Below are 26,935 nucleotides of genomic sequence, written 5' to 3'. Positions count from 1 at the left end.
ACGTTCGTTCCAATTTATCAACCGTTAGATCCGAGTTATCGACGTTCATCCCGACTTATCAACCATTAGCTCCGAATTATCGACGTTCATCCCGAGTTATCAACCGTTCGTTCCGAGTTATCGACGTTCATCCCGACTTATCAACCGTTCGTTCCGAGTTATCGACGTTCATCCCGACTTATCAACTGTTCGTTCCGAATTATCGACGTTCGCTCCAAGTTATCGACGTTCGCTCCAAGTTATCAACGTTCGTTCCAAGTCCTAGTTATCAACAACGTCACAATCTTCAAACCAAGTTAGCGGTCTTCCCCCGTCAATAGTGCCGTTAATTTACGAAGTCCTTCGAGTAACCGAGGGGATGGCCTACAATATAAGGACTCTTCCAATACATGGATATTCCCTTCTTTGATGGCATCCATGTTACTCCACCCTGGACGTTTTTTGACGAGTTCTGGATTCATTTTCTCTTCCTTTACACCAACCCACACCATACAAATATGATCCGGATTCTTCCTTTTAACGTCATCCCAATCTGTTTGAACACTGGCCATTTGATGGTCAGCATAAACATTACGTGCACCTGCTAGTTCACTTATCTCTGTTAACCAATTGGTCCCACCAGGAGTGAAAATCGGTTTTGGCCACCATTCCCAGTACAGACTTGGATTCGAGGTAAATGTTGAAGCTTGTTTTCGGTGAAAATGAATCTCGTTACGAAATTCATTCGCTTTTTGCTCTCCTAATTCTCTTTCATGAATCGCATTTCCCACTTGTTGAATATCATCTGCTATTTCATCCAATGAATTGGGGTCAAGCGTAATATACGGAAGTTCCTTTTCCTCTAATCCTTCAATATTCTTTTCCATTCCTGGAACACTTAAAGAAGCAAGGACGAGATCTGGTTTTAACGAAGCCACCTTTTCCATATCAATCGATAAATCTGGTCCTACCCTAGGTAAGTCTAATACAGCTTGTGGAAAGTCTGAAAAGTTATCAACGCCAACTAACAGATTTGTCTTTCCGAGGTATTCCATGATTTCCGTATTACTTGGACAAAGTGACACAACTCGCATCTCGATCCCTCCCCAAAAATCAACGCACTTATTTATCTTGGTCTGTTATAATAATCGGCTCATCTTTCGTGATCACAATGGTGTGTTCATATTGTGCTGAACGCCCTTTATCAACCGTTCTTGCTGTCCAATTATTGCTATCCATTTGACTCTGCCAGCTTCCCTCATTAATCATTGGCTCAATGGTAATGACCATTCCTTCTTTAAGACGAAGTCCCTTATTTGGTAGTCCAAAATGAGGAATATGTGGGTCTTCGTGAATCGTTGGCCCGATCCCATGTCCAGTAAAGTCACGTACTACGGAGAATCCTTCTGCCTCTGCATATGTTTGAATTGCATGACCGATATCTCCAATGCGATTTCCAGCTTTCGCCTGTTCTAGTCCTTTATAAAGAGATGTTTTCGTAACATCCATCAGACGTTTTCCTTTTTCGTCTACATTCCCAACGGCATAGGTCCATGCTGAATCAGCTAAGCCTCCATTTAAATTCACGACCATGTCAATGGTTACAATATCTCCATCAGCTAATTTTTCATCACGAGGAAAGCCATGACAAATCTCGTCATTAATAGAAGCACATGTTACATATGGATAGCCGTTGTAACCTTTTTGTTCTCCAGTTGCACCATGCTCTTCCAAATACTTTTCCACAAAAGCATCGATTTCTAACGTAGTAATACCCGGTTTAATCATTTTTCCTATCTCTTTATGGATCTCTACAAGTAAATCTCCTGCTTTTTGCATTTGTTCAATTTCACGTTTACTTTTTCTTGTAATCATACTAAAAACTTCCTTTCTATCATCAACAGACATATTCTCTATGTTAAACTATTTCTATAGATAATTTTACATTATTCAAGTTTATCATATAATGAAACTTCTTTCAGTAGCGACAAACCATTTCATACAACAATTTTAAAAATGAGGGGGATCTAGATGATCGAAATAAACCAGGTCACGAAACACTTTGCTGGAAATAAGCGAGCGATTGATTCATTAGATTTAACAATACCCAATGGAAAAATAGTTGGATTTCTCGGGCCAAATGGTGCTGGAAAATCAACAACCATTAAGATGATGACAGGTATTTTACCCATTGATGAAGGTTCCATAACGCTAAATGGATTTAACATTGAAAAACAACCAAAGGAAGCAAAAAAAATATTTGGTTATGTCCCAGACCATCCAGATATGTTTTTACGCCTGAAGGGTATTGAATATTTAAATTTCATCGGTGATATTTTTAATGTGCCGGCCGATATACGAAAGGAACGAATAGAAGCTTTAACCAAGCAATTTAACATTGATCAAGCATTAGGTGATTACATACAGACGTACTCCCATGGAATGAGACAGAAAATTATTGTTACGGGTGTATTGCTTCATGACCCCGATATTTGGATCCTAGATGAACCATTAACTGGATTGGATCCAAAATCCGCTTATATGCTGAAGGAAATGATGCGTGAACATGCCGATAAAGGAAATACTGTCTTTTTCTCAAGTCACGGGTTAGAAGTTGTCGAACAACTATGTGATATCGTTGCCATTATTAATAAGGGAAAATTACTTTTTTACGGCACCTTAGATGAAATGCGTGAAACATATCAATCTGATCAATCGCTTGAACAAGTTTTCCTGGAGTTGACAAATGATGAATAAAACATTACTCGTTATCAAAACAATGGTTAAGATGCATTATTCAAAAGCAGGGAAAAACAATACCCAAATTATTCTATTCGTTTTAGCTGCATTTTTTCTCTTACCTTTTTTAATGTTTTATCTAGATGCATTAAAACAAGCTGTCCAAACCATTTACCAATTATTAGAACCACTTGGACAAAGCTCCATCATTTTAGGTCTATTGTTATTAATCCTGACTATCCTATTATTTATTATAAGCTTTATTACCATTATCAGTGCGTTTTATTTTGCAGAGGATATCGAATCATTCATTCCGTTTCCATTGCAGCCCTACCAAATATTATTAGGGAAAGCCGCAGTACCCTTTATCTATTTGTATACAACAACAATCGCAATTTACTTACCGATCATGTTTTACTTTGGTAATTTCAGTAGTGCAGGTTTCCTATACTATTTGTTTGGTTTGTTACTATTTTTCATACTTCCAATTATTCCGTTCACAATCGCTGCCATATTCGTTATGTTTGTTATGCGATTTGTTAATATCGCTAAAAATAAAGACCGATCGAAAATTATCGCCGGGATCGCCCTTTTATCTTTTATCATTGGAATAAATGTACTTGTTCGACTAAATACCAATCAAGATGCATTCTTACAAAACGTTGCTCAATTTTTACAAGAGAGAGATGGACTATTGCAGTTCATTACAACGTTCTATCCACCTGCTTTATTTGGAACAAGAGCACTTCTTACAAATGGTCTCGAATCGTTGTTATTCTTTTTACTCTTTATTGGTTTAAGTATTGGTTTCTTTTTTTTATTTATTGGTGCAGGCCAGCGTTTTTATTTGAAAGGAGTTCTCGGTGTTAATACTGGACACAAAAAGCAAGTATCAAGTCAACAAGTATTGAAAAAAACAACTGCCAAACCTGTTTGGATCACTTATATCCAAAAGGAGTTACGAATTATTTTTCGAACACCTACCTTTTTCATTCAATGTGTCATCCAAAGTCTATTCGGTCCAGTTTTTTTATTTATTATCTTATTAATGGATTCAAACACTTTATCCCTATCAGGAATAATGACTGGCTTAGGACATAAACAAATGATACTACTTTTATTTATTGTTACTGTATTTATTCTGTCAGCCAATGTGACAGCGATATCTTCTGTTTCAAGGGAAGGAAAGAATTGGCATACAAATTTGTTTCTGCCATTAGATCCAAAACAAATTTTCTTTAGTAAAATTGCTATTTCATGGTTGATAAACTTGATTACCATCGTTTTATTTGGAATAGTGCTTTTGGCAATTCTAGATGTTTCATGGATTCCATTTCTTTTATGGCTCCTTCTTGTTTTACTTGCCAGTTGGTTTACAAGTGCAGTCGGAACCTATCTCGATTTTTCCCAACCGAAGTTAAATTGGACAGATGAACAAGAAGTTTTTAAAGCAAGACTAATTGGTTTATTTGCATTACTTTTTGAATTTGTGCCATTAGGTTTTATTGTTTTGCTACTATGGAATCTTCCATTTATTAACGGATTATTCGTAACGTTTACTATTCTATTCCTTGTCTTAACTGGTGCTACCTTCTTTATTCATTATTTATTACAGAAAAAACTAAATGACCGTGATCATCAAACCATTATGTAAAATAATCCAATAAGCATGTATTGATTCTGAGTAGTCAATGCATGCTTTTTTATTTGGATTCTCACCTAATATAGACATCCGCCCTGCCAACTAAAGAAAGCATACATACTATAATATCGAGGAGGTGGGAAGATATGAGTAAAGGAGTAGAAACAGGTAGCGGGTTTGCGTTTATTGTTGTCTTGTTTATCCTATTAATAATCGTAGGTGCAAGTGGGTTCACTGGCGGTTATGGTCCCGGATATGGTTATGGCGGTGGTTGGTGGTAATTAAACCACCCCTTTATATAATAAACATCGTTGGAGGTGACATGTATGGGTTACACAGGCGGATATGGTTATGGCGGCGGATTCGCATTAATTGTCGTCTTATTTATTCTCTTAATCATTGTTGGTGCAGGTGGCTTTGGTGGCGGATTTTACTAAGCCATAATATACACAAGAAAAAAACGAAAATCTGCTCAATGGCAGATTTTCGTTTTATTTTAGGAATAGTCTTTCACATTATATATTTTTCCATTTTTTAAATTTGCTTCATCTCTTATAATATCAAAGAGTACACTACCGACATCACTTACATTACGTAATTGGTTATTCTCTTTATAATTTTTAAAGGTTTCTACTTCAATGAAAGACTCACGGGAGCTTGACCTGATTTTTTCTTGCATATTGGTATCCATAACTCCAGGACTAAAGGCAATGACTTTATGTTCTGACTTCAGTTCTTCTAGCTCTAGGGCCACCGTTTTTGTATACATATTAATGCTTGCCTTGGTGCTACAATAGGCACTCCAACCATAGATTGGGCGCTCCGCTGCACCCGACGTAATATTTACACCAAAAAGTGTCGTATTTAAATTTGTTGCTGTTTTTAAGAGATTGTTCATAAATACCATTGGTGCTACTGTATTAACCTGAACATGCTTCGATAACGCGTCACTATCGATGTCCATTGCTTGATTAATTGGATCAATCATTGCAGCATTATTCACTAAATAGATAGTAGATGGTTCGTTTTTAATCAACGCTTGATTAATATTAGCTATAGTTTCTTCCATTTCCGATACATTTCCTAGATCACAGGAAAAATGTTTATATGTACGATCATTTTCTTTTGCTGTTTCATGAAGTGCCTCATTATCATTTCGCGATACACCAATGACATGAATTCCCGCTTCTAAAAATAATTTTGCTATTGCTTGCCCCAAACCCTTGGAAACACCTGTAATTATTGCTGTTTTCATGCGTTCATAACTCCTTGTACCAATTTTACATACATAGTAATTCCCTATTATACCAATTCTATCATATTAAGAAAGGCTTCATCCCTCATTTTGGTGTGAAGCCCTTCTCTCCTTTTATTCTTTTATGGAATTATAATAGTAAACTAACGTCTCCATTCCTTTATCATAGCTGTCTAATGGAAAGCTTTCATTCGGTGAATGTAAACGATCATCTGGTGTTCCAAATCCAAGTAATACGATTGGCATTTGATAAATCGCTTCAATCCATTCTACAACTGGAATCGATCCACCCATGCGTACATAAACCGTTTCCTTGCCAAAAGCTTTGGTATAACTATCTGCCGCTTTTTGAATTAATGGATTGTTTGGCTCTACTTTATATGCTTTAGCAGAAAGCTTTTCTTTTTTCACTTCAACGGTAACACCAGATGGTGCAACCTTATTCACATGCTCTTCTAGTAACGATTGGATTTTATCTGGATCTTGTCCAGGAACAAGTCGACAGGTTATCTTAGCAGTTGCAGAAGAAGGAATGATTGTTTTGGTACCTTCTCCCTGATATCCACCATAAATCCCATTCACTTCGAATGTTGGACGAGCCATCGTATGTTCTTTAGCTGTATATCCTTTTTCAGAAGCCGTTTCCGGTATACCTGCAGTCTCTTTGTAATCTTCTCCAGGTACTTCCTTAATTAATTTTCTTTCTTCATCTGAAAGAGGCTCTACACCATCATAGAAACCTTCTACTGTGACTACTTCGTCCGTGTTTTTCATACTTGCTAAAATATGAGATAGGGCCATGATCGGATTACGCACAGCGCCACCGTACATTCCAGAGTGCATATCATGGTCAGGGCCGTTAACCGTTATTTCAATTCCCGTAAATCCTTTTAAACCATATAGAATCGTTGGTTGATTTTTTGCTACCATACCGGAATCAGAGATGACCGCAAAATCAGCATCAAATAATTCTTTCTTTTCATGAAGCATATCATATAGATTTTCACTGCCAATCTCTTCTTCACCTTCAATACATACTTTCACATTGATAGGTAGTTTTCCCTCTGTTTTCATGAATGCTTCAAAAACAGCTAAATGCATGAAAACTTGTCCTTTATCATCGCTTGATCCACGTGCATATAAGCGTCCGTCCCTAACTTCAGGTTTAAATGGATCACTATCCCAAAGATCAATTGGATCCACTGGTTGAACGTCATAATGTCCATAAAATAGAACAGTAGGCGCTTCCGGACCTGCTTGATTATATTCAGCATAAACGAGTGGATGCTTCTTCGTTTCTAACTGTTCAACATTTTCAAATCCAATGTCTTGTAAATAGGTTTGTAAAAATTCAGCAGCTGCTTTAATGTCTTTATTATGTACGCTGTCTGTACTCACACTAGGAATAGATAAAAAGCCATTTAATTTTTCCAATAAGCGATCTCGATTATTAGATAAATATTGCAATACTTGTTCACTCATCTATCATGCACCCCTTTGTTTGGTTTATTTTATTATTTTAGCATAGATAGATTAAGGGAACTAACATACTGTCTGAATGAATGAGGGGTGTAAGGATGAAGGAAGTATTTTGTTAGATATTATGAATGGGTATAGGAGATAAATATTGCCTAGGAGTACCGTAAAAAAATACCTGGTTATATTCTGTATAGGTAGAATGAAAATAAATAGAAATCGGAGCATGTAGAAGGTACGGATAGTTAGAGAAAAAAGCTTGATCCCCATTCATCATTCCTCTAATTGCAGTAGGCATTTCTTTTTGGAATATGTGAAAACGAGTGTTTGTTACCTCTTTACTAAACTCCCCGTTATCTACATAAGCGTGTCCTACAAATACGAAATGACAATCATACTGCCATTCTCCCAGCACTTCATCCCGCATTTTTGGGTTAATAGCCTGAACATTGAATACATAACCGACATCTAAAAACAATTCAGCAGTAGCATCGGAGTGGGTAAGCGTATATTTCCTTCCAATAATTGGTTGCAAATTATTCGCAGGTGGGATAACATTCACCGATAATTTTTGAGAAGTAAAATGAGCCATGACGCCTCCTTGTGAAAGTGTCTACGTCATATATATGCATATTTAAGAAAAAGATGTTGATCCTGAAGTACAATTTCAAAGGTTCTTATATCAAAATAAAAAATATCGCATCAACGTATAACCAATCAAACTAAAAAGGAAAAAGATATCAGCATCTCATCATCGTTTATAATGCGCAACAATTTTATAGGAATATTAGAGTGAAATTTTGAGACAACAATAAAATCGCACTGTGCAAACTCATATATGAATTTGCACAGTGCAATTACAATTTTAGAATGATAATGTGTGTGGCTCGTGACATAGCTGTCACCAATCAGTCTGCCTTTATTTTATTCCATTGCTTGCTTTAAATCTTCAATAAGATCTTCTGCATCTTCAATTCCAACGGATACACGAATCAAACCATCTGTAATTCCTAATTCAGCTCTTCTTTCAGCTGGAATGGATGCATGGGTCATTTTTGCCGGGACGGAAATTAAACTCTCTACAGCACCAAGACTTTCAGCTAGCGTGAAATAATTGACACGCTCAAGAACTTTTTCCGCTTGTTCAGCGCTACCTACATCAAAAGAAATCATTCCACCATGTCCATTGGTTTGCTCCTCAGCTACTTCATGACCGGGATGATCCTTTAGCCCTGGGTAATAAATGATGGATACTTGCTTATGTTCTTGTAAGAAAGCAACGATTTTTTTCGTATTTTCCTCAATTGCTTCCATACGTAGTGCTAAGGTTTTTATTCCACGCATTAATAACCAGGAATCTTGCGGTCCTAATACAGCACCAACCGAATTTTGGATAAAATGAACTTTTTCAGCTAATTCATCCGAATTAACAACAACCAATCCAGCTACCACATCACTGTGACCACCAATATACTTCGTGGCACTGTGTAGTACAATATCTGCACCAAGATCAAGTGGTTGCTGCCAATAAGGTGTTGCAAAGGTATTATCAACAATTAATAGTAAATCATTTTTCTTCGCAATTTCTGCCATTTTCTTTAGATCCGTTATTTTTAATAATGGATTTGTAGGTGTTTCAATATATAATGCTTTCGTATTTTCCGTTATAGCTGCCTCTACTTTTTCAGGATCACTGGAATCGACAAACGTATGCCCTAATTCAAAACGATTTAATACACTTGTAGTTAATCGGTAGGACCCACCGTATACATCATCTGTCATAACTATATGATCACCTGAATTAAACAGCATCATCACAGATGTAATCGCTGCCATACCAGAACCAAATGCAAATCCTGCTTTTCCATTTTCCAACTCAGCAATAACAGTTTCTAACGCATGTCTTGTTGGGTTACCAGTTCTCGAGTATTCAAAACCACGATGGTTTCCTACCCCATCTTGTTTGTACGTACTTACCTGATAAATTGGTACAGAAACAGCACCTGTTTTATCATCACCTGTAATTCCGCCATGTATCATTTTTGTTTTTGCTCGCATATTTTCACCTCATGCTACCCTAATCAATTGTTGGGTATATATTTTTGCTTAAATATCGATCACTGCCATCTGGAAATACCGTCACAATGGTTGTACCCGGCTTTGCTTTTTTCGCCTCTTGTAGCGCCGCAGCCATCGCTGAACCAGAGGAACTACCTACTAGCAAACCTTCCTTTTCAGCAAGCTGTTTAACCATATCAAATGCGTCATCATCTGTGATCGTATAAATTTGATCAAAAAAAGACGTATTCATATACGAAGGTAAAAACTCCATCCCTATTCCTTCTGTGCGATGAGGACCGGGTTCACCACCTGCAATAATAGATCCTTCAGGTTCCACAATAACCGTCTTTATTTCTGAATTCTTTTCCTTAAAAAAGTTGGCACAGCCCATAAATGTACCACCTGTACCTGCACCAGCTACAAATACATCAACCTTACCATCTAAATCATGCCAAATTTCAGGAGCTAACGTTTTATAATAAGCGGTTGGATTAGCAGGATTTTCAAACTGCTTTGGAGAAAAACTATTGGGAATTTCTTTTAGCAGTTGCTCTGTCTTTTCAATAGCTCCTACCATTCCAGCTTCCCTAGGTGTGTGCACTATTTTTGCTCCTAATGCTTGCATGATCATCTGTTTCTCTTTACTAAAATGTTCTGGGACACAAAAAATCACCGATAACTTTTTTTCTTTGGCCGCAATAGCTAAGCCAATCCCTGTATTCCCAGCAGTTGGTTCAACAACCGTTCCACCTGGTTTGATTTGGCCACGGTTGAGCGCATCCTCAATTAGTTCTATACCTAGCCTATCTTTGACGCTTCCACCTGGATTAAGAAACTCTAATTTGGCATACAAACGGACACCATCTGGTAACGGAAAGTGAGTAAGCTCCAATAATGGTGTCTCGCCAACCAGTTCTTTTATGGAATGATAAATAGTCATTCTTTTCCCCTCACGTTTTAGAAGACTTCATGCCATTCATCTTTTTTCGCTAACATTGCTTTTGCGATTTCTTTCGCACCTTCTAAGCTATGGTTAGCAGCCCAGCCACATTGTACTTCATTACAAGCCGGTACTTCATCTGCTTCTAATACATCTTGTAACGTTTTTTCTAAAGTATTTAATACTTCATCAAAATTATCATTATTTAATATGGCTAAATAAAAACCGGTTTGACATCCCATTGGCCCAATATCCAATACATTATCCATATGGTTACGAATATTTTCAGCCATTAAATGCTCGATAGAGTGCAATCCAGCCATTTCCATATGTTCCTTATTCGGTTGTTTAAAGCGAATATCATATTTGTAAACCTTATCACCTTTTGCTCCCTCTGTAACACCTACCAATCGAACATATGGTGCTTTCACTTTTGTATGATCCAAATTGAAGCTTTCTACGTTCATTTTTTTCTCCATTAAAACCTCTCCTCTACCTTATTTCTTATTTGCTATCAAAATCCAAACGAAATCATTCATTTGCTTCCATGATACCATGAAATGATGTCGTTCAAACATATCTTTTAACACATCTATTGTTGTATAATATTCGCGGTTCAAATCCTCCACTAAGTCAACATATCCCTTAGCATGTGCATTTGCAATGATATCTTTCCTAACTTGGTTGGATGCAAATATTGTATCTGCGAATACTACTTTTCCATTCGTCGGTAGCATATTTGAAAATTGCTTAACAGCTACTTCCTTTTCCTCGTCCGTTAAATGATGAAAAGCATACGTACTTACGATTGTATCAATTTTCATTGGTGGTTTTGGAAATGAAATAAAATCCCCATCCATGATGTTTAAATCTGGGATTTTCTCCATTACGATATCACGCATCGCTGGTGATGGTTCAACTCCTACTACTCCTAAGCCTGCATCAAGCAATTTCTGAGATAAATTTCCCGTACCAACTCCAAATTCCAATACGTTTCCAAATGATTCGTTTGTAACTTCGTTTAATATCGCATCATAATTCGCAAAAACAGCTTCATATTGTGGATCATGACCAGTCACACTTCGATCATATTCCTCTGCCCATTCTTCAAATATATCTAAAAATTCACGCCCCATTAAACTCATCTCCAATATAATTCATAGTTTTCAACTCTGTTTAATACGAATTATATGTTTGACTATATCATATGTTAAAGTTTTTAGCAAAAATGGGTATATTAAACTGTCATTTGGGAAATGGTAAATAATTGCCTTATAAAGGAAGTATTTCTCATATTGTGTCTTTGGTCTCATTCCCTTGATGAGAGACATTTCTCCCTCCCTCATTCTCGCTATATTCACGTCTTCATTCCTCCACGATCAAGAACTAAAAAACGAGTGCACCCTATAAAATGGAGCACTCGTTTTTACAGCCATTATCGATTTTGAGGGAATAAGCGTTCAATCATATTTCCCATTTGGTCAAAGAACCCTTCAATTGGTTCCCCATTGTTCATGTCACGGACATAATTATTCGTTAGATCAACAAAATCGGGATTTGTTGACACATAAACATTGTCAATATCATTGTCTACCGATTGAACGATATCACGAATTTCATTTTTCACTTCATTCGTTAGTTCATCACCACGATTATTATTATTATTTACGCGGTTATTCGTTTGTGCATTTTCATTATCCAAAGCAGCAGCAACGTACGCATTATTATCTGTTGTTAGTACATAGGCATTATCAATCTCATCAATTTGATCCGTTATTTGATCCGCAGCTTCATCCGCCACATCATAACGATCATTTCGGTCTAAATTATGAGCCTGATTGTCCATTTCATCTGCATTATTATCTTTACCATCGTTATAGTTTACATCATTATCCTGGTTTCGTGTATTTGTAATATTGTTGTTATTACGTTCTTCGATATCACGATCCATTGTGTAATTTCTATCATCAGCTAAATCTTTATTACCAAAACGAGTTTGCTCGATATTGTTATTGTTGTCATCTAATCGTTGCCCTGCTTCATCATCTGCTTGACATGCTGCTAGGACGAAAAATAACGCACTTACAATCGTTATAAGTTTCCACTTCATCGTAGCATTCTACCTCCTTTACATGATGTAATTTTAGTATGTTTCACGTATACTCATTTATTCTTTTACAAAATGTAAACCTTATATTGGTAACTACACCATTTTTGTTTAAGTAAATATATATATATTACGGGGAAGCTATAATTACCCTTGAATTTAAGGAGGGGAATTTATGGATATACCAGATTATGACAAAGCGTTATATTATACGTTATGGGGTCAATGGGATGACTTACTCGTTTTAATGGTGCGCACAAATGATGATTTATTATCCAAAAAAATACAGCAGTTTTTACACGCTTACCACTATTCAATAGACGAACAGAAAATATTATCATCACACGATAACCTTCTATATTATATAGACCATGCGATGAAACACACACCAACAGCAATAATGGAAGTATAGGATAACTACTTCCTAAAAAAAGAGGAATGCATTCAATCCAAATGCATTCCTCTTCATTTATTCTTCTTTTCCGAGTTGTTGTTTCTTTTTCCATCTTTTTTCTTTGAATGATGTTTATGGTTACCTCTACTTTTATTTTGCCCTTTTTGTTTCTCTTGTTCCATTTTCTTCTTTGAATTATTTTCGTGTTTATACTTTTGTTTATTTTTCCCCTTAAATTTATGTTTATGGTTCCCTTTATTCTTCCCTAATTTATTCCCGGGGGTCTCTTTTTCCTTCTTTAGCTTATTCTTTTTCTGGGAATTCAACTCCCCATTTTTCCCTTTTAACTTACTTGGGTGGAGTTCATTATCCACCTTATCCTGCTCCATATCGCTCGAATCCTTGTCTTCCATATCCTTTTCAGAGACTTTGGATTCATCCGCTTCACTATCCGAAGATACTTCATCGATGCTGACTTCCTCCATCTCTTCCTCCGAACCATTTTGTTCCTGATAGAAAGAGTTGATAATTTCTTGCTCATCATTTGATACCGAATCAGCCATTTCATCTAGGAGCCTATCTTCTTCTATTGACTCTGCTAATGCTTGATTCATGGATTGGTCTGATTCTTTAGCAGTATTCCGAATCTCCGATGGAATTTGCATTGTAACAATTTTCCAATCGATGTCACTATCTTGTGAAAAATGATCATCAATCATATGGAGCAGAGATGTTTCATTTCCCTCGACATTATTAATTCCAACTAATACATTTTTATTTATATTATAAAGTCCTCTTAGTTCTGCTTGCTGGATAACAATCTCAATGGCTCTTTCAACCTTTTTCCCCTTAATATCCAATTCTTCCATTAGAGTGGAAGCATCTTCATTTAAAGGATTAATTGCTACGACACGATATTCCCTATCAATTTCTAATTCCATACTTGGATTAATATCAATATCGACATAAGCATACGTATGATCTTGGTTCATTACCAAAAAGGTTGGAACGATTAACAATGCGAATATACAGGCAATAGCAACCATTCGGATTGACAATGGCTGGTTTTTCATTGCTAGTGGATGGAGCAAACGATTTGTTTCCTTGTAAGGTTCGTACTCCACTTCTTCGCCTACCTTACAGTTTCTAATGGGATGCGCTTTTGAAAATAGACCATCCTCCGTCATTACAATGATATATTTTCGATGCTGCTCCATTACAATTCCTTTATTCAACATCCCACCCCCTTCAGGTAATCTTGTAGATAGACATAATCCTCCGTTAGCACAATAAACATTGCTAAAATAAATTTGCGGTTTCGCTCTAGCGTTTTTTTACTTACATCTACTTTTTTGGAGAGTTCCTTCATTGGAAGTTTTTTCTTCTCTATAACAAATTCCCGAAGTTCCATATCCGTTTGTAAGATTCTCGCAATTCGAACAGCAGTATCCCTTGAGTCTCGATGCTTAGGAGATACCTTCGTCAATTCTTCTAGAGATAATTTATATTGGCCGAGTTTTTGACTAAAATCTAAAATTTCTTGCTTCCGATACCAAGAATCTTCTTCTCTATCGTATCTATCCTTCACAATAGAAAGTTCCATTGGATTCTCCATCTGCTCTTCATCATAAGATTCGTCTAAGGATACAGCAGTAGGCCCTTTTTTCATATACCGTATATAGTCTATCACTTTACGTTTAATAACTAGTGTGGCAAAGGTTAAAAAAGAGGACCCTCTGTCAGCAGAATACGTTTTAATGGATTCGTTAAATGCGGATAAACCAATACTAAATTCATCGTCCCGCTTTGGATCAATATATCTTTTGCAAACTTCCGAAACACATTTGGCGATAAACGGCTTATAGGTCTGTAAAAGATAATTTTGGATGGACTCGTCTCCTTTTTGAGCTTTTGCAACCATCTCTTCTAATGGGATGTCCCTTAATGCACCACTCATTACTACCATGAACCTAAACACCCCTGACTTTTATAAAATTCGCTACCCACTATCATCTTATGGGTGTCGCTCTAATAATTATTTAAGAACATAATTTTCCACGATATATAAAATATAACGCATGGCTTGTCTACGAGCCATCACAAGAAAATTACATTTTGTTTAAAAAAAGAATACAAAAGTGAGGTAGCATTATTATAAAGCAAAAAAGAAGAGTCCTTTCACTCTTCTTCATGTTTATGACGATGGGTATCTATTATGAAAATAATCGATAGGTACAAATAAACCCACTTTTCCATGTGTGTCGTCCTTCAGAGTGGCAAATACAACGCCAATCACATTTCCATCTTCATTAATGACAGGACTGCCACTATTGCCACGATAAACTGGGGCATGTAGCATGAGTACCGGTTCATCCCAATCACTTAATTGCGTGTAATCAATAATGGTGCCTTCATTCGCAATTCCATTAAATGCAAGTGGATTACCTATAAAAGAAATTTCTTCATCCGTTTTAAATTTTGCTTCGGCTGCTAAATCCAAATAAGGTAACCCTTCTCCCCCGTCTACTTTTAGCACGGCTAGGTCTACTTCTGGATAAGACTCCATAACCTCTGCAGAGAAAAGTCCTTCGTCTGGAAATGCGATTGTTAATGTTTCATGCTCATCTACGACATGATCATTGGTAATAATAACGCCATCACTTGAAATAGAAAAACCAGTCCCTTTACTTTCACCAGTTTCAACGACTACAACGGCTTTTTTATATTCTTGAATATCTTCCTGTGTTGAGAGTTTTGCGGAAGTAATCAAAAAATCAATAGCTGGAATCGAGAACGTTTGTGGTAATACTGCAATGACATTAATAAACATAGCAATGGCGATCAACCAAAACGTCCACTTCGGGAAGGGACGCTTTGGTTTGCCACTTATTTTTTCCATAGCAGCTCGCTCGAGAGCCTTTTGTCGCTCTTCTTCTACTAGTTCGTAAAGTTCTTCATCATCAATCTCTTCATATAAATCCTCATCAATGACATCGTTGTTGAGATCCTCTTTATCCATAAGCCACCCCACAATTGTAGAACATTAAACGGCATGCTGTTGCGTTGCGCCTTGCTGCATTTGATACATCTGATAATAGGTTCCTTTTTCACCAATTAGACGATCATGATTTCCTTGTTCTATTATTTTACCACGATCCAATACAAAAATCGTGTCTGCTTGTTGAATCGTTGACAAACGATGTGCAATAACTAACGTTGTTCTTCCTTTTTTCAGCACCTCTAAAGCCTGCTGAATAATTGTTTCTGTTTCTGTATCAATGTTTGCCGTTGCTTCATCTAATATTAAAATAGCTGGGTCAAACGCTAAGGCTCGTGCAAAGGATATTAATTGTCTTTCCCCTAAGGAATAAGTAGTACCACCTTCTGTAACCTTCTCATCATATTTTTTCGGTAGTTTTTCAATAAAGCGATCCGCACCAACTGTTTTCAACGCTTCAATGGCTCTTTCTCTTGTAATAGCGGGATCATTCATTGTTACATTGGAAACAATCGTCCCAGAAAATAGAAATGGATCTTGTAGTACAATCCCCATATGACTTCTTACTTGCTGTCTCGACCATTCCTTTGTATCCATTCCATCAATCGTTATCGTTCCTTTTTGGTGATCGTAAAACCGGAATAATAAATTCATGATCGAACTTTTACCTGAACCTGTATGACCTACAAATGCAGCTGTCTTCCCTGCAGCTACTTCTAAGGAGATATTCTTTAATACATATTCATCCTTATTGTATGCAAAGGAGACATTGTCAAACTTTATGGAACCTCGATACCGATTCACTGGTTTGTTCTCAACATCCTCGCCGTCTAAGTCCATCAGTTCAAATACTCTTCCGCCTGCTACCCTTGCTTGTTCTAATAATGGAAGCTGATTAATAATGTCATTAACCGGCTCAAAAAGTCTTGTTAAGCAATCAACAAACGCGTAGAGCATTCCAATCGAAATAATACTACTAGGCTCTAGTGAAAAAGATCCAAAATACCATATAAATGCTACAAAGGCTAAGTTCCGAAAAACCCCTACTAAATTGTAAGAGGTTAAAGCACTTAATTTTACTAATTTTCGTTGGAATGTAAAATGTTTTTCATTTAGCTCATTAAATTCTTCTTTGGTTTTTTTCTCTCGTCGAAATGCCTGAATGATCGGCATCCCCTGAATTGCTTCATTTATGTTTCCATTAATTTCACTAATCGTAGAACGAATTACTTTATTATATTTTGTACCAAAGTATTTATAAAACCTCATCCAAACGATGATTAATGGAATCAGTAATAAACACCACGCTGCCAGTTTTGCATCTAAAATAAATAAAACTACGAAAATACCGGCCATATAAATAACACTTGTAACAATTATAGAGAGTACTCGTTCATATAAATCACGAATAGCTTCGGTGTCATTTGTGACTCGAGCAACGATTTTCCCTGCAGGCTGATCAACATAGTAGTTGATCGGAATTCGTTGTGTATGAGCAAAAATATCATTACGCATTTTTTTCACGATTTGATTTGAAGCTTTTTGTAATATAAAGGTCTGATAAAATTGAAAAACACCTGCAATTAATAATAGGACCATGTATAGCCCTAACAACATCAAAATTGGTTGTTGTTCCGGTTTGAAGAATTGATATATATCTGATAACGAAATTTTATCAGCGTTGTATGTTAATTCTCGTTCTGGAGAATCAATTGTTATCACACCATCCTCAACCGTTCGTTTCCCCGTCAAAGGAGCCTCTTCTGGTAAAAAGTAGTAATCTGTTCCGATTTGTAAGATCGAATGGACACTTAAAGATTCTTCCGTATCTAATAATCGATCTTCCCGTTTATAAAAATGGTTGTTGTACTCCACTGTATTCTTATCATCATTAGTATTCACTTCGTGCCAGGTACCTTCAATACCAAGAATATGGTCATCAATAACTGTCTTGGCTATTAGTGGCCCTGCTAGTTCAAGTGCAGTAGCAATGACTAAACAAACAATTCCAAACAAAATTCCCCGCTTAAATTGCCATGCATAGTCAAGTAATCTACGTTCTGTTGACCTCCTCTTCATTAGGAGATCACCTCCCCATCATTCCCCAATTGCTGTTGTTCGTATTGTTCTTTATACCATCCACCATTTTTCATTAATGTCTCATGGGTCCCTTCCTCAACAATTTGCCCATTTTCTAAAACAATAATATGATCTGCATGTGTAACAGCTGACATACGATGTGCAGCAATAAAGGTCGTTTTGTTATTCCGTTCTTTCCTTAAATGCTCAATTATCTTCGCCTCAGTCTTCCCATCTACTGCCGATAATGAATCATCTAAAATTAAAATTTCTGGATCTTTAATAAATGCCCGAGCTAACGCTACCCGTTGTTTTTGCCCACCAGACAGGGTAACACCGCTCTCTCCAACTTGAGTATCCAATCCGTTTGGCAATTGTTTCATATCATCAAGGAAATGCGCTAATTCCATCACTTTAAAAATTTCTTGATCTGTGGCATCTGCTTTTCCAAACTGAATATTTTCTCGAATCGTTTTGGAAAACATCATTTGATCTTGAGGGACATACCCAATCCAAGAACGAATTTGATCGAGACTAAGCGCTTCAATTGCCTTGTTTCCATATTGGATTTTCCCATCAATACCAGGGTATTGCCGTAACATTAATTTAAATAGCGTTGTTTTACCAGCTCCGGTTTTCCCCACAATTCCGATTGTTTGCCCTTTTTTCACGTGTAATGAAAGTTCTTTTAGTTGACTTGTTTCTGTACCAGGATACGAAAATGTTAAATTTTCAAAATCAATGGTATCTAGAGAGTTTACTGTTACAGGGGCTTCTGACTCCTGTACATCGGCTACGTAATTCATTGTTTCATTTACTCGATCCAAAGAAGCGTTTCCGCGTTGCAATACATTAATTAATTCGCCAACAGCAAACATCGGCCAAATTAACATCCCCAAGTAAACATTAAATGTGACAAGATCGCCTAACGTAATAACATTTTCAAAAACAAGCAGCGCTCCGTATCCTAATCCAATGGTATAGGAGAGTCCGACGAGCACCTTCATCGTTGGTTCAAATAACGCATCAATTTTTGCTACGGCTATATTTTTGTCATATACATCCTCTGTCATCGTTTGGAAACGCTGGCGGTCCTGTTCCTCTTGCACAAACGCACGAATCACACGAACCCCTCTTATGGATTCCAATACTTCATTATTCATATTTCCAAATGCAGCTTGCGCCTTCGTAAAACGCGCATGAATTGCAGCTCCATATTTATTCATAATTATTGCCATAATCGGTAATGGAATTAATGCTGCTAAAGTAAGCTTCCAGCTAATTGTAAATCCCATCATCGCAATTAGCATGAACATAAAGGTTGTTGAATCTACTAACGTTAAAATTCCAAAACCTGCTGTTTGAGCGATTGCCTTTAAATCATTCGTGCTTCTGGCCATTAAATCTCCGGTTTTGTTTTTACCGAAAAATGTCGGTGTCATCTTCAAAAAATGGTCCATTAATCGACTACGAATCCATTTTTCTAAAATAACCGCTCCACCAAATAACGTGTAATCCCACAGAAATGAAATGAGATAATGCACGACAATTAAACAAAGATAGCTTACTACGATTAATACCAATAGTTTCATTGTTAATGTTTCAAACTGAATGTGATCGATCGCATACCCCACAATTTTTGGAGGAATTAAACCGATTGCACTTGCAATAATCAACGAAATAATTGCAAATGTATACCTTTTCCAATAATGTTTGAAAAACCAATCTAATTTCTTAAATACTTCAAACATATAAATCACCTTCTCGTTCCCCTAAGTTTTGACTGTTCTTTTCTCCATAAAAAAAGCATACGTCGTCTATGACGTATGCTGGTACGGATGGATGTAAAGAGAATACTACTATCCCTATAAGCACAAAAAGGCCACAAAACGACGTGACCTTTCCAAGACAAATATTATGTACAATACCTAATATCTATACTTCTTTTATGAAGGTCACAAGCGATATGAAGTTCGTTTTTTTGATAATAATTTGGTTTAACATTGCTGCAACCTCCCTTTCGATTAATTTTGATTCTCAACAATTATATTATTAAGAATATTTCTAGTCAACTGTTTTTTTGAAAATTTTTAATCGTGTTTAGCAACTTAAAGTGAAAACGTTTTGTTTCTCCAGCAAAAATTGCTATATTTTTAGTATAGGTTGTTCTTTCAAAGACGAGTGCTTATATCATAAACTACGACGTAATAGCAACTTGATTCCCGCTGTTGGGAGTCGGTTCGTTTTTGATGATGATTGTGATTCCGTTAAATGACCAATAAACCGTTCATATTGGTAGTATGTGAATCCTCATTCCGCTATTAGTTATAAATCGGTGAAAATTGTGCTTGAAATTAGTGAATAAAGGAAAGAGGATCCTAAACCACGCTCCTGACGAATTAATTCGGCCATTTAGCGGAATGAGCTTCCGCTTCGTGTTTGATGAAGATTCTCATTCCGCTATTTGGAGCCAATGGTTTTAAGAAGAACCCAACTGACGGATTTACATTTCGACCATCAGCAGAATGCTTTCGTTACGTCGCACAATATAACTATAAGCAGCTTTCGTTATTAAAAGAACCTTGATCACTAATTCTCTGTAGGGAGTTGAAGAAATGCGTTTAGACGAAATGCTAGAATTCAATGAACAGTTTGTAGCTGGAAAAGAATATGAACAGTACACAACAGACAGTATTCCAAATAAGCGAATGGTTGTTTTTACTTGCATGGAATCCCGCTTAGTTGAATTGTTACCAAAAGCACTGAACATCCAAAATGGAGATGTCAAAATGCTTAAAAACGCGGGAGCAATCATCCGTAAGCCATTTGACAGTATAGCAAAAAGTATTCTTGTAGCAGTCTATGCCTTAAAAGCCGAAGAGGTAACCGTAATTGGACACCATGATTGCGGAATGTCCCGCATTGACCCGGATGCACTAACTGAAGAAATGATTGAAAAAGGAATAAAGGAAGATGTCATCCAAAACCTTAAAAGTGCAGGTATCGACTTCCATCAGGAATTTCATGGATTCGAAACAGTTGAGGAATCGGTTATGCAAAGTGTAAATATCATTCGTAACCATCCTTTACTTCCTGACTATGTCAAAGTACATGGTCTCGTAATTGATCCTGCCACAGGTAAAGTAGACGTTGTAACAAGAGAAGATTAAGACCAAAAGCGCAAGCGCCATTCTTGAAATGAGCTCAATAAGATCTGAATTTCGCTTTCTTAATTTAAGAAAAGAAAGAAGATGATTCCAATAGCCGGAGTCATCTTTTTTATTTCAACGAAATCCTCCCATTCTTTCATAGGTTTATATTTTCTACACATACTACCACTATTAGTTGTCGTTTTCGGAGGTTATAAATGAGAAAAAGAAATAAAACCAAGGATAAATCTGGAGATACCATTTTCCCACTTAATATAGATGAACTAGAAAAGGTTATTAGTAGTAAATTTGAAAACAATCCAGATATAAAATTTTCAACATATGAACAACAAGGAAGAAAAGTAGCTATATTTTTTATTGATTATCAAGTTGATGTACAAAAGTTACAAGAATCATTGTTAGGCCCCTTGTTAAACATGGAAAAGGAATGGTCAAATGATTCCATTGTAAATGAGATCCCATTAAACTCAGCTACGAAGATTTCCTCCCTAGATGAAATTCTAAAGAGACTTGTCATCGGAGAAGTGATTATCTATGTAGAAGGAGAGAACGAAAGTCTTACCTATTTGCTTTTACATAAAGAAAGTCGTTCGTTGGAAAAAGCCGAGACGGAATCCTTAGTACTTGGCCCTAAAATTTCCTTTACCGAGTCATTAGCAACCAACTTGAATATTGTTCGGTGGAGAATCAAATCAACGGATCTCGTCTTAGAAGAAGTTAAAATAGGGAAAACAATGCCACATGATGTGCGGATAGTCTATATGAAGTCCATTGCGAATGAGGAAGATGTAAACACACTTCGGCAACGACTGAAAGAGCTGGATGTTGATGAGATAGAAGATAGTGTCGTTTTAAAGCAGTATTTAGAGGATTCCCAATACAATCTTTTTCCTCAATTCGATCACACGGAGCTTCCTGATCGGTTTACCTATTCAATAAAAAAAGGGAAAGTTGGGATCTTAGTCGAGAATAGCCCATCTGGTTTTCTGACGCCATCAACTTTATTTAGCTTTTTGGAGTCTACCGAAGACCTTTATATGAGATGGCAAGCAGGTACATTTTTACGATTATTACGTTTTTTTGCCATGGCCTTTTCTATAATTGTTACCCCAATGTATGTAGCGGCAGTTTCTTTCCAATATACAATTATCCCTACGGAAATATTAATCACCATAGGGCAATCAAGGGCTGCGGTTCCTTTTCCACCTTTAATAGAAGCCTTAATTTTAGAATTTTTACTTGAACTATTACGAGAAGCAGGTGCGAGGTTACCAACAAAAGTAGGGCAAACAATGGGTATTGTTGGTGGTATTGTTATTGGGCAAGCTGCCGTAGAAGCAGGACTAACAAGCAACATTTTAATAATTGTTGTCGCGATGAGCGCTCTGTCATCCTTTACGGTACCGAGCTACTTGCTAGGAACAACCATACGGTTAATCCGTTTTCCACTAATCTTGCTCGCTGGATTTTTAGGGTTTTTAGGGATCATGTTTGGTTTATCCCTACTTATTATCCATTTATTACGACTAAAGTCGTTAGGTAGACCATATTTAGTGCCTCTATACCCATTACGTTTGGAAGATTTTAACAAAGTTTTCTACCGTACGCCATTTAACTTTACAAATAAGAGAGCAAAAGCGTATAAGCCAAAGGATTTAATTCGGTTTAATAAAAAAGACGCAACAAAAAAGCGTGATATTGATGAGTAGGTGACGATATGGATGTAAATGTAAAAACGAAAGCCAGCGTCCAAATACAAGCATTTTATTTATTTTACATTATTGTGGGGATTCAAGTTGGCGTAGGAATCATGGGGGCTCCAAAATTTATTTTCCTGGAAGCCGAACAAGATGCTTGGGTCTCCATTCTTCTCACATTCGTATTTATGTCCATAATTGTCTTGGTGATGTTTGCAATTCTCAAGCAATATAAAAATGCAGATATTTTCGGTATTCAATTTGATGTTTTCGGAAAGTGGATTGGTACGATTCTCGGTACAATCTATATTTTACACTTTACGGCAAGTTTATTGTCCATCATGCTTACATACAGTGAAGTCGTAAATATTTTCCTATACAATACTTTTCCCAATATAGCACTCGGGTTAGTTTTACTATCGCTGACCATCTATACGGTATTAGGCGGTTTTAGGGTCGTCGTTGGTGCCATGTTCTTATTTTTTTTCTTATCTTTCTGGTTAATATTTTTACTCTATGATCCAATTACAAGAATGGAGTGGACAAACTTAAGGCCCATGTTCCAAGCCTCCATTCCAGAATTGCTCAAAGGATCTCGAGCAACTACATACACGGTATCTGGCTTTGAGATTCTTTTTCTAGTTTATCCATTTATTCAGAACAAAAAAAACGCAAAACTTCCTGTATTTCTTGGAATAGCTTTTACAACTTTGTTAATCCTTGTAACTACGGTTATTTCTATCGGATATTTCAGTCCCAATTCATTAAAAAATGTCGATTGGTCTGTATTACTTTTATTCAAAAGTGTCTCTTTAACGTTTTTCGAACGTCTAGACTATATCGTAATCGTGGAATGGGTTATGGTTATTCTACCTAATTTAGTCATTCTCATGTGGGGGGTCACGTATGGAATAAAACGACTGTACAAGGTTCCACAACGTGTGTCCCTCTATGTTGTTTCATTGTTCTTGTTAGTCATAGTCAGTATTGTTAAGTATGAGCACCATATTACGACTTTTACCGACTTTGTTGCTAAGGTTAGTTTTTGGATTGTTTTTGTTTACCCACTACTCCTCCTTCCATTGGTTTGGATTAAAAAGAAATGGAGAAAGCGTAAAGGAAGTGCGTCAACATGAATCGGATTCCTTTTTTCATAATGGCCATCATGTTACTAATACTACCTGGATGTATTGAAGCACAACATTTAGAGAAACTAGGTATCATCCATACGAGAGGCGTAGATGTATTAGAAGATGGAAAAATCGAATCCACCATGTCCATCTTTCAATTTGAAGCACAATCACAAAAATTCACCAAGATTGTTTCCGGTAAAGGAGACACGGTTAAAGGAACTGTTATCCATGCAAGTAAGGAATCCAATTACAAGCTTGTACCTGGAAAATTACAATTAGATTTATATAGTGTAGAAGTTGCAGAAAAAGGACTATCTCCATACCTTGACACGTTACGTCGTGATGCAAATATCCCGGATGCAATGTACCTTGCATTAAGTCGTTCGAAAGCGAAGGAAATCATGATGACTGATGAAGCCAAAGTTTCCAACAATATTGGCCAATATTTACAAGGTCTTATTGAAGAAAACGCTCAAGATCATCACTTTCCCAAGGTATCGCTGCAAGAGTTTTTAAGTACCATAAACCTTGGTGGTAAAGATGCAATCTTACCAATCTTCTCGATAGGGGATTCTGATGTTCCTGAGATTACCTCGATCGGCATTTTCAAGGAAGATTCCTACGTTGGTGAGGTCTCCATTAAAGAAATGGAATTATTTAATTTAATGGAAAAAAGTATTCAAGGAAGATTCTTCGAGTTAGAACTACCCACAGAGCCTTTAAAAGATATACTTGATCAGGAACCAGAAGAGGACAAGTTTAATACAGCTTATAACATTGAATACGGTAAAGGAAAAATCATTCAAAAAAAGGATGACAAATTATCCTTCACCGCTAATATTACCATTGATTTAAACTTATTAGAAACGTCTCAATCCATTGACTTAGGTACGCCTGATGCGGTTAAAAAATTAGAAAAGCAAGTTCAGAAAGCAATAACATCGCGCTATGATCAAATTTTTTCCCAGTTACAAGAGATGGGATCCGATCCTTTTGGCTTTGGTATCATCTATCGGATTAATCAACCCGATGGAAAACTAGGAGTAAAAGAATGGCACAAGATTTTTCCTGATATTAAAGTGGAGTTTAATGTGAATGCAAAAGTCATTCGTCATGGCACCGTAGATAAATAAAAACTGACCACCTTATGGTCAGTTTTTTCCTTTATATATAATATTCATCACTTTCTTGTACATCTTCAGATACTAAACCTGACAATACATGCACACGTAAAATAAATCCAACAAGCTTTTCTTCGTCATTAACAACTGCTAGCGGATATTTCGATTCTAATGCTTTTGGAATAATATCGTTAATATATTCCTCTTTCTTCACAATGGAGAAATCATCACGAAGAATATCTTCAAGCGTCTTCTTCTCCTTCACAGCTGAAATGGCATCATCAATCGTTACGATTCCTCTTACATGTCGACTCCGGTCTACAACAAATACAGAAGAGATCCCATTATCCTTCATTTCCTTAATAGCAACATTGATTCCATCCTTCATAGAAACCAATGCATTTGGCTTAATCATGATATGCTCTGCTTGGAAGACCTTGGAACGGTCTATATCTTTAATAAAATCCGTGATATAATCATTCGCTGGTTCTTCGATGATTTCTTCTGGAGTTCCTACTTGAACAACATGACCATCTTTCATAACAGCGACTCGGTCACCAATTTTGAATGCTTCATTGACATCATGTGTAATAAAGATAATAGTTTTTTGTAATCTTTCTTGAATGTCTAACAGCTCTAATTGCATCTCTCGTCGAATAAGTGGGTCAAGCGCACTAAACGGTTCGTCCATCAAGAGGATATCTGGATCATTTGCAAGTGCTCTAGCAAGACCAACACGTTGCTGCATTCCGCCAGATAATTCATCGGGATATTTATCCTCATATCCTTTTAACCCAACTATTTCAATATTCTTCATGGCTAATTCCCTGCGTTCTTCTTTTGGAATATTTTTAATCTCTAAGCCATATTCGACATTTGCAAGAATCGTACGATGACTAAATAAACCGAAATGTTGAAAGACCATCGCAATTTTGTCTTGCCTAATCTTCTTAAGTTGTTCCTTATTGGAAGTTACAATATCTTGATCATCAATGTAAATTGAACCAGTAGTTGGTTTATTTAGCAGGTTGAAACAACGAATAAGGGTCGATTTACCACTACCTGAAAGACCCATGATAACGAATACTTCACCTTTTTTGATATCTAATGACGCATCATATACACCAACCGTATGGTTTGTTTCCGCTAATATTTCATCTTTTGACTTTCCCTCTTTTATCATAGGGATTACCGATTTCGGTTTTGGGCCAAAAATTTTGGAGACATGTTCAAGTTTAATTTTAGTCGACATTAGCTTACCCCCCTATGCTTTTGGAATTTGCCAGCAACACCATTTGTAATACGATCGATTATAATAGCTAGAAATACGATACTAATTCCTGCTTCAAAACCTAATGAAATATCGATTCGGTTAATCGCAACAAGTACTTGTTCACCAAGACCTTGCGCACCAACCATTGACGCAATAACAACCATCGCCAATGCCATCATGGTCGTCTGGTTAACCCCAGCCATAATCGTCGGTAAAGCTTGTGGGAGTTGTACTTTTTTAAGCATTTGCCATCTAGATGATCCAAAGCTCTGAGCGGATTCAATAACCTCTTTGTCAACACCTCTGATCGCAAGTTCTGTTAAACGAATAACAGGAGGTAATGCGTAGATTAATGTCGCAAATATCGCGGATACATTTCCTAATCCGAAGAAGAAAATAGCTGGAATCAAGTATACGAAACTCGGCATGGTTTGCATCGCATCAAGCAGGGGACGCATAACCGTTGAAAATCCTTTGCTAAATGCCATCCATACTCCTATTGGAATACCTAGGATCAAACATATAATAACGGCTGTTAAAATAATTGCAATTGTGGTCATCATATCTTCCCATAAACCAAACGTTCCTATCAAAAAGATAAAAAATCCGTATAGTATCCCGGAAAAGATCGATTTGAAATACCATCCTAATAAAACAATTAATAAGATGAAGAACCACCAAGGCATCCAAATAAGTAATTCTTCGATACCATTAATCGTACGAGATGAGATAAAAAAGATAAGATTAAAAAAACCTTCAAATGTTGTATCTAAGAAATCAACGAGACTATCAACGTAATCCCCTATTTTGGTTGTTATATCTGGAAAGTTTCCCATAGATAGACTGCTTGTTGCAGCCTTTACACCTCTCT

Annotated in this window: 28 protein-coding genes; 11 read left to right on the top strand and 17 right to left on the bottom strand. The window is 36.6% G+C overall.

Annotation, left to right across the window (positions count from 1 at the left end):
* On the top strand, window positions 1-320 hold a 320-nt coding region (locus tag BMX40_RS20525; protein ID WP_211753610.1), incomplete at its 5' end, for a hypothetical protein.
* Here BMX40_RS20525 and BMX40_RS01995 read toward each other — a convergent pair.
* Both BMX40_RS01995 and map read right to left on the bottom strand, forming a co-directional pair.
* Window positions 297-1,073, bottom strand: coding sequence for a cobalamin-binding protein (locus tag BMX40_RS01995; protein ID WP_090866301.1), 777 nt, complete (start codon window positions 1,071-1,073; stop codon window positions 297-299). The genes BMX40_RS20525 and BMX40_RS01995 overlap by 24 nt on opposite strands.
* 28 nt (window positions 1,074-1,101) lie before the next feature.
* Window positions 1,102-1,854, bottom strand: coding sequence for a type I methionyl aminopeptidase (gene map / locus BMX40_RS01990; RefSeq protein ID WP_090866298.1), 753 nt, complete (start codon window positions 1,852-1,854; stop codon window positions 1,102-1,104).
* 156 nt (window positions 1,855-2,010) lie between these two features.
* On the opposite strand from map, the gene BMX40_RS01985 reads away from it, so the two are divergent.
* The 4 genes from BMX40_RS01985 (at window position 2,011) to BMX40_RS20515 (ending at window position 4,797) form a co-directional block, all read left to right on the top strand.
* Window positions 2,011-2,736, top strand: a complete 726-nt coding sequence (locus BMX40_RS01985; RefSeq protein ID WP_090866296.1) for an ABC transporter ATP-binding protein — start codon at window positions 2,011-2,013, stop codon at window positions 2,734-2,736.
* Complete coding sequence (locus tag BMX40_RS01980; RefSeq protein WP_090866294.1) at window positions 2,726-4,372, top strand: putative ABC transporter permease subunit; 1,647 nt, start codon at window positions 2,726-2,728, stop codon at window positions 4,370-4,372. The genes BMX40_RS01985 and BMX40_RS01980 overlap by 11 nt, the downstream gene beginning before the upstream one ends.
* A 134-nt stretch (window positions 4,373-4,506) precedes the next feature.
* On the top strand, window positions 4,507-4,641 hold the full coding sequence (locus BMX40_RS20520) for a YjcZ family sporulation protein (RefSeq protein WP_211753609.1): 135 nt from the start codon (window positions 4,507-4,509) through the stop codon (window positions 4,639-4,641).
* A 45-nt stretch (window positions 4,642-4,686) separates the two neighbouring features.
* Entirely contained in the window at window positions 4,687-4,797 is a 111-nt protein-coding gene (locus BMX40_RS20515) for a YjcZ family sporulation protein (RefSeq protein ID WP_211753608.1), read from the top strand.
* Between the two features lie 59 nt (window positions 4,798-4,856).
* On the opposite strand, the gene BMX40_RS01970 is transcribed toward BMX40_RS20515, so the two are convergent.
* From BMX40_RS01970 to BMX40_RS01930, 8 genes are all read right to left on the bottom strand, one after another.
* A complete protein-coding gene (locus BMX40_RS01970) occupies window positions 4,857-5,615 on the bottom strand; it encodes a (S)-benzoin forming benzil reductase (RefSeq protein WP_090866292.1) in 759 nt (252 codons plus the stop codon).
* Window positions 5,616-5,729: 114 nt separating this feature from the next.
* Window positions 5,730-7,097: a dipeptidase gene (locus tag BMX40_RS01965; protein WP_090866290.1), complete on the bottom strand. Its 1,368-nt coding sequence runs from the start codon at window positions 7,095-7,097 to the stop codon at window positions 5,730-5,732.
* A 112-nt stretch (window positions 7,098-7,209) separates the two neighbouring features.
* Complete coding sequence (locus tag BMX40_RS01960) at window positions 7,210-7,683, bottom strand: staygreen family protein (RefSeq protein WP_090866288.1); 474 nt, start codon at window positions 7,681-7,683, stop codon at window positions 7,210-7,212.
* Between the two features lie 332 nt (window positions 7,684-8,015).
* Entirely contained in the window at window positions 8,016-9,149 is a 1,134-nt protein-coding gene (locus BMX40_RS01955) for a bifunctional cystathionine gamma-lyase/homocysteine desulfhydrase (RefSeq protein WP_090866287.1), read from the bottom strand.
* Between the two features lie 19 nt (window positions 9,150-9,168).
* Window positions 9,169-10,092: a PLP-dependent cysteine synthase family protein gene (locus BMX40_RS01950; protein WP_090866286.1), complete on the bottom strand. Its 924-nt coding sequence runs from the start codon at window positions 10,090-10,092 to the stop codon at window positions 9,169-9,171.
* Window positions 10,093-10,109: 17 nt separating this feature from the next.
* Complete coding sequence (locus tag BMX40_RS01945) at window positions 10,110-10,571, bottom strand: S-ribosylhomocysteine lyase (RefSeq protein WP_090866284.1); 462 nt, start codon at window positions 10,569-10,571, stop codon at window positions 10,110-10,112.
* Between the two features lie 18 nt (window positions 10,572-10,589).
* Window positions 10,590-11,228, bottom strand: a complete 639-nt coding sequence (locus tag BMX40_RS01940) for a class I SAM-dependent DNA methyltransferase (protein ID WP_090866283.1) — start codon at window positions 11,226-11,228, stop codon at window positions 10,590-10,592.
* A gap of 299 nt (window positions 11,229-11,527) precedes the next feature.
* On the bottom strand, window positions 11,528-12,202 hold the full coding sequence (locus BMX40_RS01930; RefSeq protein WP_090866279.1) for a YhcN/YlaJ family sporulation lipoprotein: 675 nt from the start codon (window positions 12,200-12,202) through the stop codon (window positions 11,528-11,530).
* A gap of 172 nt (window positions 12,203-12,374) precedes the next feature.
* Between BMX40_RS01930 and BMX40_RS01925 the strand changes: the two genes are divergently transcribed.
* Window positions 12,375-12,611, top strand: coding sequence for a YhdB family protein (locus BMX40_RS01925; protein WP_090866277.1), 237 nt, complete (start codon window positions 12,375-12,377; stop codon window positions 12,609-12,611).
* 53 nt (window positions 12,612-12,664) lie between these two features.
* Here the strand turns inward: BMX40_RS01925 and BMX40_RS01920 are convergent, their stop codons facing one another.
* The 5 genes from BMX40_RS01920 to BMX40_RS01900 form a co-directional block, all read right to left on the bottom strand.
* On the bottom strand, window positions 12,665-13,828 hold the full coding sequence (locus BMX40_RS01920) for an anti-sigma factor domain-containing protein (protein WP_170840637.1): 1,164 nt from the start codon (window positions 13,826-13,828) through the stop codon (window positions 12,665-12,667).
* Window positions 13,825-14,550 (bottom strand): RNA polymerase sigma factor SigI, encoded by a 726-nt coding sequence (gene sigI, locus BMX40_RS01915; protein ID WP_090866440.1) that lies wholly within the window; start codon window positions 14,548-14,550, stop codon window positions 13,825-13,827. Before sigI ends, BMX40_RS01920 begins: the two co-directional genes overlap by 4 nt.
* A gap of 237 nt (window positions 14,551-14,787) precedes the next feature.
* The gene (locus tag BMX40_RS01910) at window positions 14,788-15,612 is read right to left on the bottom strand and encodes a S1 family peptidase (protein ID WP_090866273.1); all 825 of its coding nucleotides are present in this window, start codon (window positions 15,610-15,612) and stop codon (window positions 14,788-14,790) included.
* 24 nt (window positions 15,613-15,636) lie between these two features.
* Window positions 15,637-17,670, bottom strand: coding sequence for an ABC transporter ATP-binding protein (locus BMX40_RS01905; RefSeq protein ID WP_090866271.1), 2,034 nt, complete (start codon window positions 17,668-17,670; stop codon window positions 15,637-15,639).
* Window positions 17,670-19,421: an ABC transporter ATP-binding protein gene (locus tag BMX40_RS01900; protein WP_090866439.1), complete on the bottom strand. Its 1,752-nt coding sequence runs from the start codon at window positions 19,419-19,421 to the stop codon at window positions 17,670-17,672. Before BMX40_RS01900 ends, BMX40_RS01905 begins: the two co-directional genes overlap by 1 nt.
* Window positions 19,422-20,112: 691 nt before the next feature.
* Between BMX40_RS01900 and BMX40_RS20070 the strand changes: the two genes are divergently transcribed.
* The 5 genes from BMX40_RS20070 to BMX40_RS01880 all read left to right on the top strand — a co-directional run bounded on the left by BMX40_RS20070 (window position 20,113) and on the right by BMX40_RS01880 (window position 24,803).
* Window positions 20,113-20,256, top strand: a complete 144-nt coding sequence (locus BMX40_RS20070; RefSeq protein ID WP_170840636.1) for a hypothetical protein — start codon at window positions 20,113-20,115, stop codon at window positions 20,254-20,256.
* A gap of 29 nt (window positions 20,257-20,285) precedes the next feature.
* Entirely contained in the window at window positions 20,286-20,840 is a 555-nt protein-coding gene (locus BMX40_RS01895; protein WP_090866269.1) for a beta-class carbonic anhydrase, read from the top strand.
* A 197-nt stretch (window positions 20,841-21,037) separates the two neighbouring features.
* Window positions 21,038-22,549 carry a spore germination protein gene (locus tag BMX40_RS01890; RefSeq protein ID WP_090866267.1) on the top strand — a complete coding sequence of 504 codons (1,512 nt, stop codon included), beginning with the start codon at window positions 21,038-21,040 and terminating at the stop codon, window positions 22,547-22,549.
* An 8-nt stretch (window positions 22,550-22,557) separates the two neighbouring features.
* Window positions 22,558-23,673: a GerAB/ArcD/ProY family transporter gene (locus BMX40_RS01885; RefSeq protein WP_090866265.1), complete on the top strand. Its 1,116-nt coding sequence runs from the start codon at window positions 22,558-22,560 to the stop codon at window positions 23,671-23,673.
* Complete coding sequence (locus tag BMX40_RS01880; RefSeq protein WP_090866263.1) at window positions 23,670-24,803, top strand: Ger(x)C family spore germination protein; 1,134 nt, start codon at window positions 23,670-23,672, stop codon at window positions 24,801-24,803. Before BMX40_RS01885 ends, BMX40_RS01880 begins: the two co-directional genes overlap by 4 nt.
* 31 nt (window positions 24,804-24,834) lie before the next feature.
* Here the strand turns inward: BMX40_RS01880 and BMX40_RS01875 are convergent, their stop codons facing one another.
* Together BMX40_RS01875 and BMX40_RS01870 are read right to left on the bottom strand one after the other, a co-directional pair.
* Window positions 24,835-26,043: a quaternary amine ABC transporter ATP-binding protein gene (locus BMX40_RS01875; protein ID WP_090866261.1), complete on the bottom strand. Its 1,209-nt coding sequence runs from the start codon at window positions 26,041-26,043 to the stop codon at window positions 24,835-24,837.
* Entirely contained in the window at window positions 26,043-26,900 is an 858-nt protein-coding gene (locus BMX40_RS01870) for an ABC transporter permease (protein ID WP_090866259.1), read from the bottom strand. Before BMX40_RS01870 ends, BMX40_RS01875 begins: the two co-directional genes overlap by 1 nt.
* Window positions 26,901-26,935: the final 35 nt, after the last annotated feature.

Source organism: Oceanobacillus limi, from assembly GCF_900111445.1.
Taxonomy (GTDB): Bacteria; Bacillota; Bacilli; order Bacillales; family Amphibacillaceae; genus Ornithinibacillus; species Ornithinibacillus limi.
The sequence above is the reverse complement of the archived record's forward strand: the minus strand, read 5'-3'. Positions and strand labels throughout refer to the sequence as shown.

What these genes read in the sequence shown, in the direction of transcription:
- BMX40_RS01930 (WP_090866279.1), bottom strand. Translation starts at nt 12,202, where the DNA reads ATGAAGTGGAAACTTATAACGATTGTAAGTGCGTTATTTTTCGTCCTA.
- BMX40_RS01890 (WP_090866267.1), top strand. Translation starts at nt 21,038, where the DNA reads ATGAGAAAAAGAAATAAAACCAAGGATAAATCTGGAGATACCATTTTC.
- BMX40_RS01925 (WP_090866277.1), top strand. Translation starts at nt 12,375, where the DNA reads ATGGATATACCAGATTATGACAAAGCGTTATATTATACGTTATGGGGT.
- BMX40_RS01955 (WP_090866287.1), bottom strand. Translation starts at nt 9,149, where the DNA reads ATGCGAGCAAAAACAAAAATGATACATGGCGGAATTACAGGTGATGAT.
- BMX40_RS01910 (WP_090866273.1), bottom strand. Translation starts at nt 15,612, where the DNA reads ATGGATAAAGAGGATCTCAACAACGATGTCATTGATGAGGATTTATAT.
- BMX40_RS01880 (WP_090866263.1), top strand. Translation starts at nt 23,670, where the DNA reads ATGAATCGGATTCCTTTTTTCATAATGGCCATCATGTTACTAATACTA.
- BMX40_RS01895 (WP_090866269.1), top strand. Translation starts at nt 20,286, where the DNA reads ATGCGTTTAGACGAAATGCTAGAATTCAATGAACAGTTTGTAGCTGGA.
- BMX40_RS01875 (WP_090866261.1), bottom strand. Translation starts at nt 26,043, where the DNA reads ATGTCGACTAAAATTAAACTTGAACATGTCTCCAAAATTTTTGGCCCA.
- sigI (WP_090866440.1), bottom strand. Translation starts at nt 14,550, where the DNA reads ATGAGTGGTGCATTAAGGGACATCCCATTAGAAGAGATGGTTGCAAAA.
- BMX40_RS01985 (WP_090866296.1), top strand. Translation starts at nt 2,011, where the DNA reads ATGATCGAAATAAACCAGGTCACGAAACACTTTGCTGGAAATAAGCGA.
- BMX40_RS20520 (WP_211753609.1), top strand. Translation starts at nt 4,507, where the DNA reads ATGAGTAAAGGAGTAGAAACAGGTAGCGGGTTTGCGTTTATTGTTGTC.
- BMX40_RS01900 (WP_090866439.1), bottom strand. Translation starts at nt 19,421, where the DNA reads ATGTTTGAAGTATTTAAGAAATTAGATTGGTTTTTCAAACATTATTGG.
- map (WP_090866298.1), bottom strand. Translation starts at nt 1,854, where the DNA reads ATGATTACAAGAAAAAGTAAACGTGAAATTGAACAAATGCAAAAAGCA.
- BMX40_RS01970 (WP_090866292.1), bottom strand. Translation starts at nt 5,615, where the DNA reads ATGAAAACAGCAATAATTACAGGTGTTTCCAAGGGTTTGGGGCAAGCA.
- BMX40_RS20070 (WP_170840636.1), top strand. Translation starts at nt 20,113, where the DNA reads ATGAAGATTCTCATTCCGCTATTTGGAGCCAATGGTTTTAAGAAGAAC.
- BMX40_RS01945 (WP_090866284.1), bottom strand. Translation starts at nt 10,571, where the DNA reads ATGGAGAAAAAAATGAACGTAGAAAGCTTCAATTTGGATCATACAAAA.
- BMX40_RS01940 (WP_090866283.1), bottom strand. Translation starts at nt 11,228, where the DNA reads ATGGGGCGTGAATTTTTAGATATATTTGAAGAATGGGCAGAGGAATAT.
- BMX40_RS01965 (WP_090866290.1), bottom strand. Translation starts at nt 7,097, where the DNA reads ATGAGTGAACAAGTATTGCAATATTTATCTAATAATCGAGATCGCTTA.
- BMX40_RS01960 (WP_090866288.1), bottom strand. Translation starts at nt 7,683, where the DNA reads ATGGCTCATTTTACTTCTCAAAAATTATCGGTGAATGTTATCCCACCT.
- BMX40_RS01980 (WP_090866294.1), top strand. Translation starts at nt 2,726, where the DNA reads ATGATGAATAAAACATTACTCGTTATCAAAACAATGGTTAAGATGCAT.
- BMX40_RS01995 (WP_090866301.1), bottom strand. Translation starts at nt 1,073, where the DNA reads ATGCGAGTTGTGTCACTTTGTCCAAGTAATACGGAAATCATGGAATAC.
- BMX40_RS01885 (WP_090866265.1), top strand. Translation starts at nt 22,558, where the DNA reads ATGGATGTAAATGTAAAAACGAAAGCCAGCGTCCAAATACAAGCATTT.
- BMX40_RS20515 (WP_211753608.1), top strand. Translation starts at nt 4,687, where the DNA reads ATGGGTTACACAGGCGGATATGGTTATGGCGGCGGATTCGCATTAATT.
- BMX40_RS01905 (WP_090866271.1), bottom strand. Translation starts at nt 17,670, where the DNA reads ATGAAGAGGAGGTCAACAGAACGTAGATTACTTGACTATGCATGGCAA.
- BMX40_RS01950 (WP_090866286.1), bottom strand. Translation starts at nt 10,092, where the DNA reads ATGACTATTTATCATTCCATAAAAGAACTGGTTGGCGAGACACCATTA.
- BMX40_RS01870 (WP_090866259.1), bottom strand. Translation starts at nt 26,900, where the DNA reads ATGGGAAACTTTCCAGATATAACAACCAAAATAGGGGATTACGTTGAT.